The organism is Phocaeicola sp. GP0067, assembly GCF_031119655.1.
Classification (GTDB): Bacteria; Bacteroidota; Bacteroidia; order Bacteroidales; family Bacteroidaceae; genus Phocaeicola; species Phocaeicola vulgatus.
The window spans coordinates 68,098-81,669 of sequence record NZ_JAVHZY010000013.1; the positions used below are offsets into that span (position 1 = coordinate 68,098).

General features: G+C 41.0%; 11 protein-coding genes. 5 read left to right on the plus strand and 6 right to left on the minus strand.

Annotation, left to right across the window (positions count from 1 at the left end):
* The first annotated feature begins 203 nt into the window (after positions 1–203).
* Complete coding sequence (locus RE317_RS11830; RefSeq protein ID WP_005843009.1) at positions 204–1,235, plus strand: endonuclease/exonuclease/phosphatase family protein; 1,032 nt, start codon at positions 204–206, stop codon at positions 1,233–1,235.
* Positions 1,236–1,291: 56 nt separating this feature from the next.
* On the plus strand, positions 1,292–3,598 hold the full coding sequence (locus tag RE317_RS11835; RefSeq protein WP_008670239.1) for a family 20 glycosylhydrolase: 2,307 nt from the start codon (positions 1,292–1,294) through the stop codon (positions 3,596–3,598).
* A gap of 109 nt (positions 3,599–3,707) precedes the next feature.
* Here the strand turns inward: RE317_RS11835 and RE317_RS11840 are convergent, their stop codons facing one another.
* The 3 genes from RE317_RS11840 to RE317_RS11850 are packed head-to-tail and all read right to left on the minus strand — an operon-like array spanning position 3,708 to position 5,856.
* Positions 3,708–4,199: a hypothetical protein gene (locus RE317_RS11840; protein WP_005851070.1), complete on the minus strand. Its 492-nt coding sequence runs from the start codon at positions 4,197–4,199 to the stop codon at positions 3,708–3,710.
* A gap of 18 nt (positions 4,200–4,217) precedes the next feature.
* Positions 4,218–4,439 carry a hypothetical protein gene (locus RE317_RS11845; RefSeq protein WP_005851069.1) on the minus strand — a complete coding sequence of 74 codons (222 nt, stop codon included), beginning with the start codon at positions 4,437–4,439 and terminating at the stop codon, positions 4,218–4,220.
* Complete coding sequence (locus RE317_RS11850) at positions 4,426–5,856, minus strand: carbon starvation protein A (protein ID WP_005851068.1); 1,431 nt, start codon at positions 5,854–5,856, stop codon at positions 4,426–4,428. Before RE317_RS11850 ends, RE317_RS11845 begins: the two co-directional genes overlap by 14 nt.
* A gap of 78 nt (positions 5,857–5,934) precedes the next feature.
* Between RE317_RS11850 and RE317_RS11855 the strand changes: the two genes are divergently transcribed.
* A complete protein-coding gene (locus RE317_RS11855; protein ID WP_008670240.1) occupies positions 5,935–7,614 on the plus strand; it encodes a glycoside hydrolase family 10 protein in 1,680 nt (559 codons plus the stop codon).
* A gap of 137 nt (positions 7,615–7,751) precedes the next feature.
* Here the strand turns inward: RE317_RS11855 and RE317_RS11860 are convergent, their stop codons facing one another.
* From RE317_RS11860 to RE317_RS11870, 3 genes are read right to left on the minus strand one after another with little or no spacing between them, the layout of a single operon-like run.
* Positions 7,752–8,513 (minus strand): class I SAM-dependent methyltransferase, encoded by a 762-nt coding sequence (locus RE317_RS11860; protein ID WP_008670242.1) that lies wholly within the window; start codon positions 8,511–8,513, stop codon positions 7,752–7,754.
* A 32-nt stretch (positions 8,514–8,545) separates the two neighbouring features.
* Positions 8,546–8,983, minus strand: a complete 438-nt coding sequence (locus RE317_RS11865) for a DUF2867 domain-containing protein (RefSeq protein WP_008670244.1) — start codon at positions 8,981–8,983, stop codon at positions 8,546–8,548.
* Between the two features lie 5 nt (positions 8,984–8,988).
* The gene (locus RE317_RS11870; protein ID WP_008670246.1) at positions 8,989–9,795 is read right to left on the minus strand and encodes a KilA-N domain-containing protein; all 807 of its coding nucleotides are present in this window, start codon (positions 9,793–9,795) and stop codon (positions 8,989–8,991) included.
* Between the two features lie 1,237 nt (positions 9,796–11,032).
* Between RE317_RS11870 and RE317_RS11875 the strand changes: the two genes are divergently transcribed.
* Positions 11,033–12,202, plus strand: a complete 1,170-nt coding sequence (locus tag RE317_RS11875) for an AIR synthase-related protein (RefSeq protein ID WP_005851064.1) — start codon at positions 11,033–11,035, stop codon at positions 12,200–12,202.
* Between the two features lie 242 nt (positions 12,203–12,444).
* A complete protein-coding gene (gene prfA / locus RE317_RS11880; RefSeq protein ID WP_005843023.1) occupies positions 12,445–13,560 on the plus strand; it encodes a peptide chain release factor 1 in 1,116 nt (371 codons plus the stop codon).
* Positions 13,561–13,572: the final 12 nt, after the last annotated feature.

Consider the following 13,572-nt stretch of genomic DNA (forward strand, 5'->3'; position numbering starts at 1 on the left):
AAATATGATTATACGCAATATACCACTAGATGATAAATGGGAATTTAAAAGTGATTTATTCCGTTCTGTAAATTTAGCATTTTGTGGTATGATTGCAGAATCATTTTACTAAAAATCTGTTTTAATGTTTTCCGCATTGTCAATCTAAACGAAAATATGAGTAAATTTAGAATTGAATTAACAACCTTATAAATCAACAGAATATGAAAAAACTTTTTTTACTACTCTTGCTGTTCCCTTTCCTATTGGGATGTTCACAAAAAGAGAAAGAATTCACCGTTCTTCAATGGAACATTTGGCAAGAAGGAACTGTAATTCCCGGTGGTTACGACGCTATTGTGAATGAAATAGCCCGTCTTCGTCCGGACTTCGTCACATTGAGCGAAGTACGTAATTACGAAAACACCAATTTCACTGCCCGCCTAGTACAATCATTAAAGGAAAAAGGAGAAACCTATTATTCCTTCTATACCTATGATACAGGTCTGTTAAGCCGATACCCCATCACTGATTCATTAACCGTTTTTCCCGAAAAGAATGACCACGGCAGTATCTATCGCCTTACAGCCGATATGAACGGACAGAAAATAGCAGTCTATACCGCTCATCTTGATTATTTGGATGACGCCTATTATAATGTACGCGGATATGATGGTTCTACTTGGGAAGAAATCCCTATCCCCACTACCGTAGAAGAAGTATTAAAGAGAAATGTAGCCTCACAACGCGATGACGCCATCAGACTATTCATTGAACAGGCAAAAAAAGATCGTGCAGCCGGCTACACCATCATTTTAGGAGGAGATTTTAATGAACCTTCACATCAAGATTGGACTGAAGAGACCAAAGACCTGTATGACCATCATGGCTTTGTAATCCCCTGGACAGTTCCTGTCCTGTTAGACGAAGCCGGATTGAAAGACGCCTATCGAGAATTCTATCCAGATGTATTAAACTATCCCGGCTTCACTTATCCTTCGGATAATCCGGCAAAGCCCGCCGACAAAATAACCTGGGCTCCCAAAGCAGATGAACGCGACCGTATAGATTACATTTGGTATTATCCCGAAAAGGGGTTGAAAGTGAAAGACGCCGCCATTTTCGGTCCGAAAAATTCCATAGTCCGTGCACAGCGTGTTCAGGAAACATCTAAAGACAAGTTTATAGAACCATTGGGCGTATGGCCTACAGACCATAAAGGAGTACTGGTTACTTTCCAATATCCCGCCAAATAATATCGTTTTTCCCAATATTTCTGTTATCTTTGTCCAATAACCTAATTTATTATCCTATGACCAAATGTACACATAAGCAGTTAATGACCGCCTGTATGTTAGCAGGCACATTGATGTTGGGAGCATGTACCAGTACTCCCCCTGTAACAAAAGAGGTATCCATTGTACCCATAACCAACCATCTGGAGGAAACAAACGGTGCTTTTGTATTGAAAAGTAATACCTCCATCGGTGTTATTGACGCCGAACTAATTCCCGCAGCCGAGTATTTGGCCGATATGCTTTCCAGTGCCACAGGCTACGACCTTAAAGTAAAAGAAGGCGAAGGAACCATCACCCTTGCCTTGGGGGATGTTCAAGGAAAAGAAGGTGCTTATACCCTGACAGCCGAGAGCGATAAGGTCAACATTACAGGTAACTCTTACGGAGGTGTCATTGCAGGTATCGAATCCCTCAGACAGCTGTTTCCCCCGCAAATAGAATCTAAAGAAATTGTTAAAGGTACAGACTGGGCCATACCGGCCGTTAACATTCAAGATGCCCCCCGCTTTGAATGGAGAGGCATCATGCTGGACGTATCCCGCCATTTCTACACAATAGATGAGGTGAAAGAATTACTGGATGTCATGGCCCTTTACAAGATGAATAAATTCCACTGGCATCTTACCGATGACCAAGGATGGCGTATCGAAATCAAGAAATATCCTTTACTGACGGAAAAAGGAGCCTGGCGCAAATTCAATTCCCATGACCGCGAATGCATACGTCAGTCAAAGACTGACAACAATCCGGATATGGCAATTCCCGAAGACAAGATACGCATCGTAGAAGGTGACACCCTATATGGAGGCTACTACACTCAGGAAGATATCAAGGATGTCATAGCATACGCCAAAATACGAGGCATAGATATTATTCCCGAAATTGATATGCCGGGACACATGCTGGCAGCTGTGAGTAACTATGAAGGTGTTTCCTGTTTTAACGAAACCGGTTGGGGAAGCGTCTTCTCCTCACCTGTTTGTCCGGGGAAAGACTCTGCATTGGAGTTCTGCAAGAATATTTATGCAGAACTGATAGCCCTTTTCCCCTATAAGTATGTACATATAGGAGGTGACGAAGTAGAAAAAACCAATTGGAAAAAATGTCCGGACTGCCAGAAACGTATGCATGACAATAATCTGAAAACCGAAGAAGAACTGCAATCATGGTTCATTCATGACATGGAGAGATTCTTTAACGGGAAAGGCAAAGAAATGATAGGCTGGGATGAAATCATTGAAGGCGGATTGTCTAAAACAGCCACCGTAATGTGGTGGCGCAGCTGGGTAAAAGATGCAGCGACCAAGGCAACGGCACAAGGCAACCCTGTCATTTTCACTCCTAACGGACAATTTTATTTGGATTATGCAGAAGACAAGAATTCTATGGCAAGCATTTATAATCTGGATACGACAGACAACCTGACTCCCGAGCAGCAGTCGCTGATTTTAGGAGTGCAGGGAAATATTTGGTGCGAATGGATTCCTTCCAACGCACGTATGCAATATATGGCCATTCCACGTTTGCTGGCTATTGCCGAATTAGGTTGGAGCAAACCGGAGCAAAAAGACTGGAATGCCTTCAAACAACGCCTGTCTGATCAGTTTGAACGTCTCAATATCATGGGTATCAATTACCGTATACCCGATTTGGAAGGCTTTAATGCCGTCAACGCCTTTATCGGTGAAGGAACCATCAATGTAACTTGCCTTGACCCCACTGCGAAAATTCACTATACCACTGATGGCAGTACTCCTACTTTACAATCTCCCGTATATGAAGGTCCCATCAAAGTGACTGAAACCACAGACTTTACTTTCTGCACCTTCCGCCCTAATGGAAAGAAAGGTGACATAGCCAAGACACGTTTCATCAAAAGTGAATATACCCCCTCTGTAACTGCCGCTCCTTCCAATCCGGGTTTGAAAGCTACATGGCACGAATTTAAAGGAAATAAATGCAGTGAAATAGAAAAAGCTCCGGTCAATGGTACTTATCCAGTGGAAGACGTTATGATTCCTAAAAAAGTAAAAGGAAATATCGGACTGATTATCAAAGGATATTTCAATGCTCCTCAAGACGATATCTACACTTTTGCACTCCTGTCCGACGATGGTAGTACATTGACCATAGACAGTGAACAGATAGTAGACAATGACGGACCTCACGGACCTAAAGAAATAGTGGGACAAAAGGCATTGGCGAAAGGATATCATCCAATGGAATTACGTTATTTCGACCAAAACGGAGGACAACTGAAATTAAAAGTAACAGGTAGTGATGGTAAAGAAATTCCGTTCACGCATCTCTATGCGCATTAATCTCACATAAAAAGTTTTTCCACCACAGATTATACAGATTTACATAGATTGAATTTCAATGAATTCTCCCATTCAATAATCTGCGTAATCTGTGGTGGAATTACATCAATCAGAAGTAAACTCCGAACCCTATCTTGAAGCCTAATTTACTAAATTCTGAAATATCACTAAAACTCAAGTCATAATATACAGACGGCTCAATAGTCACATTTCTGCCCAAGAAAAAAGCATATCCGACTTCCGGTGTCAAACAAACCAGATTCTTTTTAAATCCTACACAAGAAAGGTGCTTATACGCCATTCCCAATCCTCCATAAATACCGCAACTGGAAAAATAATAACGTCCTTGTGCACCAATACTGGTTTCATCCATTCCATGTTCTACATAATTGCCCTTAAAATTCAGCAATACAGCCACATTATCGGCTACAAACGCACCACCGGTCAAAGCGAAACCAAAATTTGTACCCTCATTCTTGCTATGAGATAGGTCAAGCCCTGTCAATGAAGCATTCACATACCATACCTCCTTCTCAAATTGAGCATGTGCACTCAGTGCAGTCATTACCAACAGCATCAAGCTGACTAAAATTTTCTTCATAATGTTGTCGTTTAATAGTTATTTTTTATTTTCCAAATCACGTTCACGTCTTTCCTCCGCCTTTTCTTTCTTACGAAGGACAATCCATAACAACGCTATTATCATATAGGATAAACCTACTGTGAGATACTTTTCCGTATCACTTATTTCCGTATTACGCGGAATAAAATAAACGGCCATCGCTGTAGTATAAACCAACAAAGCGACAGGCAACCAAATCGATTTTCTATATTTTTTCATAAACTATGCTGTTTTGTTTCCTATACCAACTTACAAACCCTATAGCGGCTACCAACGTGCAAAGACCACCGATTATATAAGATACATAATCAGAAAGTGCCAATCCTTCGGGAGCAATGCAAATATAAGTAGAACATACAGCCGTCATAAACAAGGCAGGAAACAAGGTAATATAATAATTCTTTTTCGCACGTACCAGAAAAACAGTGACCGCCCACAAAGTAAACACAGACAAAGCCTGATTACACCAGGCAAAATAACGCCATATCATATCAAATCCCGCCGCATCACGCTGACTGTACAACAATATACCGATAGTTACCGCAAAAATAGGAATACAAATCAATAAACGTTTCGCTATACTTTTTTGTTCCAAATGCATAAAATCGGCAACAATCAAACGAGCTGAACGTAAAGCGGTATCTCCACTGGTAATAGGAGCGGCAATTACCCCCAGTACAGCCAATAAACCTCCTATCGTACCCAACCATTCCTTGGTTATGCTGTCCACAATAATCGAAGCATTACTCTCCTCCATACCATTTTGATGAAAAAAACAAGTAGCGGCAGCAGCCCAAATCAATGCCACGATCCCTTCGGTCACCATCGCTCCATAAAAAATAGGACGGCCATACTTCTCATTCTTCATACAACGTGCCATCAACGGAGATTGTGTGGCATGAAAGCCACTGATTGCCCCACAAGCAATAGAAACAAACATGATAGGAAAAATTGGTAATCCGGCAGGGTGGGTATTATGCAGCCCGTCCGTAATTTCGGGCAATGCCGGATGATTCCATAACAACATCACCAAAATCCCCACCGCCATAAACAATAAAGCAATGGCAAACAACGGATATATTTTTCCTATAATCTTATCTACCGGCAACAATGTAGCCAACATATAATAGACAAATACGACTATAATCCAAAAAGTAACATCCATATACTCCGGAGTAAGTTTGGCAAGCAATCCGGCAGGTCCTGCCACAAAAACCGCTCCGACTAATATCATCAGCACAACCGTAAAACCGCGCATCAACTGCTTTGTGGGAAGGCCCAAGTAACGACCGATAATTTCCGGCAAACTCTCGCCATCATGCCGAATGGAAAGCATTCCGGACAAATAATCGTGTACCGCCCCGGCAAAAATGGTACCTAAAACAATCCACAAATAAGACGCCGTACCAAACTTCGCTCCCATTATAGCACCGAAAATAGGTCCTAAGCCGGCTATATTCAAAAATTGAATCATGAAAATCTTCCAAGTAGGAAGTGGAATAAAGTCAACGCCATCCGCCATGGTCAGGGCAGGTGTCTTCCTTATCTTGTCAGGACCGAACACACGTTCCACATAACTTCCATACAAAAAGTATCCGCCTACAAGAACCAATAATGCAATAATAAAGGTTATCATATTCTATTTTTTGTTTTGTTGGGGCAAAAGTAACGAATTAATTGATTACTTCGTATCTTTGCCCTAAAATTAAAGTAAATGCGAACATTCTTTATAACTTTATTACTAGTCATAGTGAGTTTATCACCCGTTTTCTCACAACCTAAATATGAAATCCGTGCCACCTGGCTCACTACGCTCGGAGGAATGGACTGGCCTCGTAACAAGGCAGTAAACGCATCAGGCATCCGGCGTCAGCAAAAAGAATTATGTGATATACTGGATCGTCTGAAAGCCGCCAATTTCAATACGGTATTGTTGCAAACCCGTCTGCGCGGAGATATGATTTATCCTTCCGCCATAGAAACTTTCGCCGAATCACTGACAGGTAGCACAGGAGGGAATCCCGGATATGACCCTTTGGCTTTCGCCATCGGAGAATGCCACAAACGCGGCATGGAACTACATGCATGGATTGTTACGATTCCTGCCGGAAACACCCGTCAAGTACAATTGCAAGGACGTAGCTCCGTAGTACGGAAAAACCGGACTATTTGCAAACTTTATAAAGGTAACTGGTACTTGGACCCGGGAAATCCGGGAACCAAAGAATATCTGTCATGCATCGTAAAAGAAATAACTTCCCGTTATGATATAGACGGCATTCATTTCGATTACATCCGCTACCCTGAGCAAGCCGACAACTTTCCCGACAAGGACACCTACCGGAAATACGGCAAAGGTAAGGAGTTGAAACAATGGCGGCGTGATAATATCACAGATATTGTGCATAGGCTCTATACCGACATCAAGACTATCAAACCCTGGGTGAAAGTCAGCAGTTCCCCTATTGGCAAATACCGAGATACCAACCGATATCCCTCCCGTGGATGGAACGCTTATCATGTAGTTTACCAAGATGCTCAGAAATGGCTAAAAGAAGGTATTCATGATGCGTTGTTCCCGATGATGTATTTTCAGGGAAATAATTTCTATCCTTTTGCATTGGATTGGAAAGAGAATTGCGGTAACCGCTGGATAGTACCAGGTTTGGGCATTTATTTCCTCTCTCCCGACGAACAAAATTGGCCGTTGGACGAAATAGTCCGCCAACTTCATTTCACCCGTCAGATAAAACTAAACGGACAAGCCTACTTCCGCAATCGTTTTCTATTGAACAACACCAAAGGCATTTGGGACGAACTCCAAGAGAATTTCTATACCACTCCGGCATTGATTCCCCCAATGACCTGGATGGACAGCATCCCCCCATCCACTCCGGCCATGCCTTCCCTGCAACTGTTGCCGGACGGCAAAATGCATATGAGCTGGCAGATTTCCACAGATAACAACGGAGGTCTTGTCACCTATCATCTTTATGCCTCGGATACCTATCCGGTAGATATCACAGATGCCGGAAACTTACTGGAAACCTATCTCACCCATACGGAATACGAATATACCCCTATTTCACCTTGGCGACAAAAACGTTATTTTGCCGTAACAGCTGCCGACCGTTTTGGAAACGAAAGTGCTCCCTTGGAACTGAATGCAATTTCAGAAACGGACATGCCTTTACTAAATGACGGAGATATTCTCACCCTGCCTGAAATAAAAGAGGCAAAGACAGTGAAAATATTTACTGCTACCGGTGAAGAAATAAAATATTTTGTTTATGCACCCCAAATGTCCATAGCCTCATTACCCAGCGGATTCTATACAGTATATATCTTGAATAATGCAGGAGCACAAACCTTTGTCGGAACAATCGTAAAATAAACACAACCACAAAGGAAAAGCAGAGAGATAAAAATATAACCGTTCATTTTACTGAATACAATAAAAAAATACTGCTTGTAACTTTTAGATAAACAGTATTTTTGTTGTATTTCGTTTATGATTTTATAATCTTACCCTTACTTTTTAAGTTCCAAAATGTATATTTGTTTCTCTGAATTGTCATCAAATTCTTGCTCTGTAAAATCCCCGAATTTATGGATAATATTAAATCCTATTTGTTTGAGATATGAATTTAACTCTTGGGGAAAGAACAATCTCATGTCCATATTTTGGACTGAATGAAATTTATCATCAATAAAATATTGCCACTTTATACGATTAATTTGAGATGCGCTTTCATAGTGCATGCTTTGTTTTATCAACACTTTTTTTTCATCATTGGTTGTATATTCGGCAATAACATGTTGCTTCCGCTCGTTTTCAACAATATATTGGATATTAGGATTGAAACAGTCCAATAAAAACAAACCTTTTTCTTTCAAATGATTTCTTACGACTTTCAATGCATCAAATAAATCCTCATTTTTATACAAATGATGGATTGAATTAAACGGAATAAAAATAAAATCGAATTTTTCTCCTAAGTTTAATTCTCTAATATCCGCTTCAATAAAATCTATTTTTAACCCAGCTTGAAATGCTTTCTCTTTTGCCCGTTCAAGCATGGATAAAGTATAATCAACTCCCTTAATATTATACCCATCCTTTGCTATTGGAATCGTAAGTCTACCCGTGCCACAGCAGAGTTCAAGTATTTTAGCATCTTTATTTTGAGGTAGCCATTTTTTGTAAAACGCCAAATCGGACAGAGAATTATTCAACCCATCATAAATATCTGCATTATAAATAAAATCACCAACTTTATATTCTGCATTCATATTCTTTATTGATTACTGACACATTAAAATGCTTATCTGTAAAAAGATTTTTCAATATTATTTTTTGCCCGTTGTAAGAGTATCTTGCAAATTAAATTGTGAAACGGTTTGATTATGGCAAAATAACATTTTCCTAAACTATTATGGAATCTGACTTTTGTGCTGACAGATATGCGTTGGCTATCACATTCCGTGCTCTCGGTTATAAACGCAATTTCTAAATCAAGATGCTTATCATTTTTGCATACCGTTGCTATATTCTCGGATTCAATATGTACCAAATCCCATAAATCTCTTTCTTTTTTCAACCCCAAAGGTTTCACCATGACATTACGAAATTTCATCCAAATGGTTATCCACTTAGGAGCGGAAAAGAACAGTCCGGACAACTCTGCCGCATTTATAAATCTTGCAGAATGAACCATAGAGCTAAATTCATCTGTATAATCGTAATTCTTATTGTCTTTCATAATCTTTATTTCAACAACTTACGATTTTGATTATCATTACTTTCCAATATGCTCATTTGATGGATAGCTATTTGGTTTAGTTTAACAAGACGTTCCCTTTGTGTCATATTCTGTTCGATAAACACAGCATTTAGATTCTCCATATTCGACAAACATATAAGTTCATTGATAGTGGCATAATCACGGATGTTGCCTTTCAGTTCGGGATTCGCTTCTCTCCATTGTTTTGCTGTCATACCAAACATCGCCACGTTCAGTACGTCGGCTTCATTGGCATAAATAATGCTTGCTTGTACCGGTGTGACTTCCATCGGAACAAGGTTTTGTTTTATGGCATCAGTATGTATGCAGTAGTTGATTTTAGACAATTCACGTTTCGCTGACCAACCGAGCAGCCTTTGTTCTTCTGTCTTTAGCCGCTGATACTCCTTAACAAGAAGTAATTGGAATTTAGGAGAAATCCACATACCAAAATGATATGCTATATCCCGATGTGCATATGTGCCACCGTAACGACCAGCCTTAGAACGAATACCAATTGCACTGGTCCTTTCTATCCACGTTTTCACCGAAAGCACAAAATTATTGCTTCCTGCCGCATTTTTAATTGTACCGAATTCGGTACAATTAAAATCGGGATTATACAACATTTCCCATTCGCCAAGATACTCGATAGTGCTTTTAAGGCTAAGCCAACGGAAGATAATATGCTCTTGCAGTTGGCTTCTTGCCATGTCTGTAAGGCTGATATAGTCTTCTTCATTGTATTTGACAACGCTAATATCTGTATTTTGAACGGTAATTTTTGCCATTGTAATTGATGCATTGAGTTTCAATCACAAAGATAGCTATAATTTGTGAGGTTGCATTCTTTTTATATGGACTATCTACAAAGATAGGATGCAGTTTTTTTGATAGTAGGCATTATTCCCCGAATAATTTTATTAACTTTATAAATGCAAAGAGTTATTTGACAGCATAGCACCGCAAATCGCTGATATTCGCACGGTTGCTAAATCGTTACCTCTGTTTCTCAAATACTACGCTAAAAGTTTATTCTTCAATCGGTTGTATCAAACTGATGAAAATCTAAAATAAAATGCAAACTGCTTCTTTGGCATGACACATTATGTCGTTGCAGATGCCCGGCTCTCAAAAAGTTTGTCTGCCGGGCATATCCATCTTTGTCGTTAAGTTATAATCTGATAAAACTTTACGTACTGTTATTTTTTATTTCCGCACTGCAATGTTTTTGTTCCGCCACCGCATTATACTGATATACAACGATATGCAGTGACAGAATTTTCTGTATCCCCACAAAGTGTTTTTTTTCGTTTTTCCTTGCGGAAGCCAGCTCGTCAGATGCCGGTTGTCATATTGGATACGTAATCTTGGTATATTTACGGCAGTATCCGTGCAAGAAGAGTGCACCATCTGTACCATCACCCAGATGAACAGGCCCTATCATTCGGGTGAAGAGCCGTTGTCACCTGTGTGAAACTGCCGCTTCACACAGGTGAAGCAATAAAGCCATAAGGCTGTTTTCATGGTAACATACTGCCGGCAAGGTACATCTGTTGGAGTTTTGCCGCTATGGGTATGGTGGGCGCAATGTGGTACATTGACCGGCGATTACCAACCGTTTCGGGGCCTTTACAGATATTTTCACACCGGAACATACTGATAATGAAGACGATGAGATGACGGGGGAATTTTATATTTCACGTTAAATTAGGCCGTGTTTTCTTTTATAGTCTTTAAGATCTTTGATATTGATGGGGGGGTGGTTGTACTATGCGTCTTTCTTTATAACGCTATATTGACAAGGCATTGTAACATATAAATAGTGTATGATATTAATGCCTGTTCGATATACATATTAAATTTACTTGTCTAAAAAATAAGAGCATAACAATAAATCTAAAACAGGAACGGCAATAATATGGGAACAGAATAAATCCCTTCTCCTCTTTTATTTTCATAAAACTCAAGGCTATAAGCAAAATAATAACTATTTTTGCACATTCAATTGAATAAAATATATAACTCATGAGCAATCAACGATACATGCAGCGCGGTGTGTCAGCATCCAAGGAAGATGTGCACAACGCCATTAAGAACATTGACAAAGGTATTTTTCCGCAAGCTTTTTGTAAAATCATCCCCGATATTCTAGGCGGAGATCCTGAATATTGCAACATTATGCACGCTGACGGTGCAGGTACCAAATCATCACTGGCTTATTTGTATTGGAAAGAAACCGGCGATTTAAGCGTATGGAAAGGCATTGCACAAGATGCACTGATTATGAACATCGATGACTTGTTGTGTGTAGGTGCAGTAGATAATATTCTGGTTTCATCAACTATCGGCCGTAATAAGCTACTCGTTCCGGGTGAAGTCATTTCCGCTATCATCAACGGAACGGATGAACTGTTGGCCGAACTTCGCGAAATGGGTGTAGGCGTATACGCTACCGGAGGCGAGACTGCTGATGTAGGTGACTTGGTTCGTACCATCATCGTAGATTCTACCGTAACATGCCGCATGAAACGTACCGATGTCATTAACAATGCCAATATTCGCCCGGGTGACGTCATCATAGGTCTGGCATCTTACGGACAGGCTACTTATGAAAAAGAATACAACGGAGGCATGGGCAGCAACGGACTCACCAGTGCCCGCCACGACGTGTTCGCAAAATACCTGGCCGAGAAGTATCCCGAAAGCTATGACAAGGCAGTACCCGAAGAACTAGTGTACAGTGGCAATTTGAAGCTGACCGATGCTGTGGAAGGAAGTCCGCTGGATGCAGGAAAGCTGGTACTCTCACCTACCCGTACCTATGCTCCGGTAGTGAAGAAATTACTGGATGCGCTCCGACCTGAAATTCACGGAATGGTTCACTGCTCAGGCGGTGCTCAAACCAAAGTCCTGCACTTTGTAGGAAACAATTGCCGTGTAGTAAAGGACAACCTGTTCCCCGTTCCCCCTCTGTTCAAAACCATCAAGGAACAAAGCGGCACCGATTGGGAAGAAATGTACAAAGTATTTAATATGGGCCACCGCCTGGAAGTTTACCTCTCACCCGAACATGCCGAAGAGGTGATCGCCATCAGCAAGTCATTCAATATTGACGCGAAGATCGTGGGACGTATAGAAGAAAGTGACAAGAAGGAGCTAATTATCAAAAGTGAGTTTGGAGAATTCAAATACTGACAAGCAATATTATAATAACACTTCCAAGCCTGCTACATTGAAAAAAAGATTTTTTTATGGCATAGGAGCAATAATATGCTCATTAGTTACGATTGATACAATACGCGAGTTGTATTTCATCTCTACCGCATGGGGTCATGAAACAACTTGGCATGACATACTATATACAGTAAGAAAAGTACTTGCCATACTTGGGTGGATATTACTCACTTGGTATGTCGCAAATAAATGTTTAGAAAAGAATGGCAGAAAACAATAATACATTACTTGAGAAATTAGACGGGTTAGTGGCTCGCTTTGAGGAAGTTTCCACCCTCATTACAGACCCTAATGTCATAGCTGACCAAAAACGTTATGTCAAGCTCACCAAGGAATACAAGGACTTGAATGACATCATGAAAGCCCGTAGAGAATATATACAATGCCTGAATGGACTGGAAGAGGCCAAACAAATCATGACTAACGAATCCGACCCGGAGATGAAAGAGATGGCACGCGAAGAGGCAAATCTCTGCGAAGTCCGCATCCCAGAACTGGAAGAGGAAATCAAACTGTTACTCGTTCCTGCGGATCCGCAAGATGACCGAAATGCCATTCTGGAGATACGCGGTGGTACGGGAGGTGATGAAGCCGCCATTTTTGCAGGCGACTTGTTCCGTATGTACTCCAAATACTGCGAGACAAAAGGTTGGAGACTGGAAGTATCCAGCGCCAATGAAGGAGCAGCAGGAGGTTTTAAGGAAATTATCTGCTCCGTAACCGGAGATAAAGTATATGGCACTCTGAAATATGAATCGGGCGTACATCGTGTGCAACGTGTACCAGCCACCGAAACCCAAGGACGTGTACATACTTCAGCCGCATCAGTCGCCGTTTTACCCGAAGCCGAGCCTTTTGATGTGGAAATTAACGAAGGGGAAATCAAATGGGACACTTTCCGAAGCGGTGGTGCCGGCGGACAGAACGTAAATAAGGTGGAATCCGGAGTACGCCTGCGCTACAACTGGAAGAACCCCAACACCGGAATAGTAGAGGAAATCCTGATAGAATGTACCGAAACCCGTGACCAGCCGAAGAATAAAGAACGAGCCCTTTCTCGCCTGCGTACCTTTATATATGATAAAGAACACCAAAAGTACATTGACGACATTGCCAGCAAACGAAAAACAATGGTATCTACCGGAGACCGATCGGCAAAAATACGTACCTACAATTATCCGCAAGGACGTATCACCGACCACCGCATCAACTATACCATTTACAATTTGGCCGCCTTTATGGATGGCGACATTCAAGACTGCATTGACCATTTGACTGTAGCCGAGAATGCCGAACGTTTGAAAGAGAGCGAATTATAATTTAAATATCGT

Coding starts and splice junctions, on each gene's coding strand:
- RE317_RS11845 (WP_005851069.1), bottom strand. CDS start 4,439: ATGAAAAAATATAGAAAATCGATTTGGTTGCCTGTCGCTTTGTTGGTT.
- RE317_RS11840 (WP_005851070.1), bottom strand. CDS start 4,199: ATGAAGAAAATTTTAGTCAGCTTGATGCTGTTGGTAATGACTGCACTG.
- RE317_RS11835 (WP_008670239.1), top strand. CDS start 1,292: ATGACCAAATGTACACATAAGCAGTTAATGACCGCCTGTATGTTAGCA.
- RE317_RS11865 (WP_008670244.1), bottom strand. CDS start 8,983: ATGAAAGACAATAAGAATTACGATTATACAGATGAATTTAGCTCTATG.
- prfA (WP_005843023.1), top strand. CDS start 12,445: ATGGCAGAAAACAATAATACATTACTTGAGAAATTAGACGGGTTAGTG.
- RE317_RS11870 (WP_008670246.1), bottom strand. CDS start 9,795: ATGGCAAAAATTACCGTTCAAAATACAGATATTAGCGTTGTCAAATAC.
- RE317_RS11855 (WP_008670240.1), top strand. CDS start 5,935: ATGCGAACATTCTTTATAACTTTATTACTAGTCATAGTGAGTTTATCA.
- RE317_RS11830 (WP_005843009.1), top strand. CDS start 204: ATGAAAAAACTTTTTTTACTACTCTTGCTGTTCCCTTTCCTATTGGGA.
- RE317_RS11875 (WP_005851064.1), top strand. CDS start 11,033: ATGAGCAATCAACGATACATGCAGCGCGGTGTGTCAGCATCCAAGGAA.
- RE317_RS11860 (WP_008670242.1), bottom strand. CDS start 8,513: ATGAATGCAGAATATAAAGTTGGTGATTTTATTTATAATGCAGATATT.
- RE317_RS11850 (WP_005851068.1), bottom strand. CDS start 5,856: ATGATAACCTTTATTATTGCATTATTGGTTCTTGTAGGCGGATACTTT.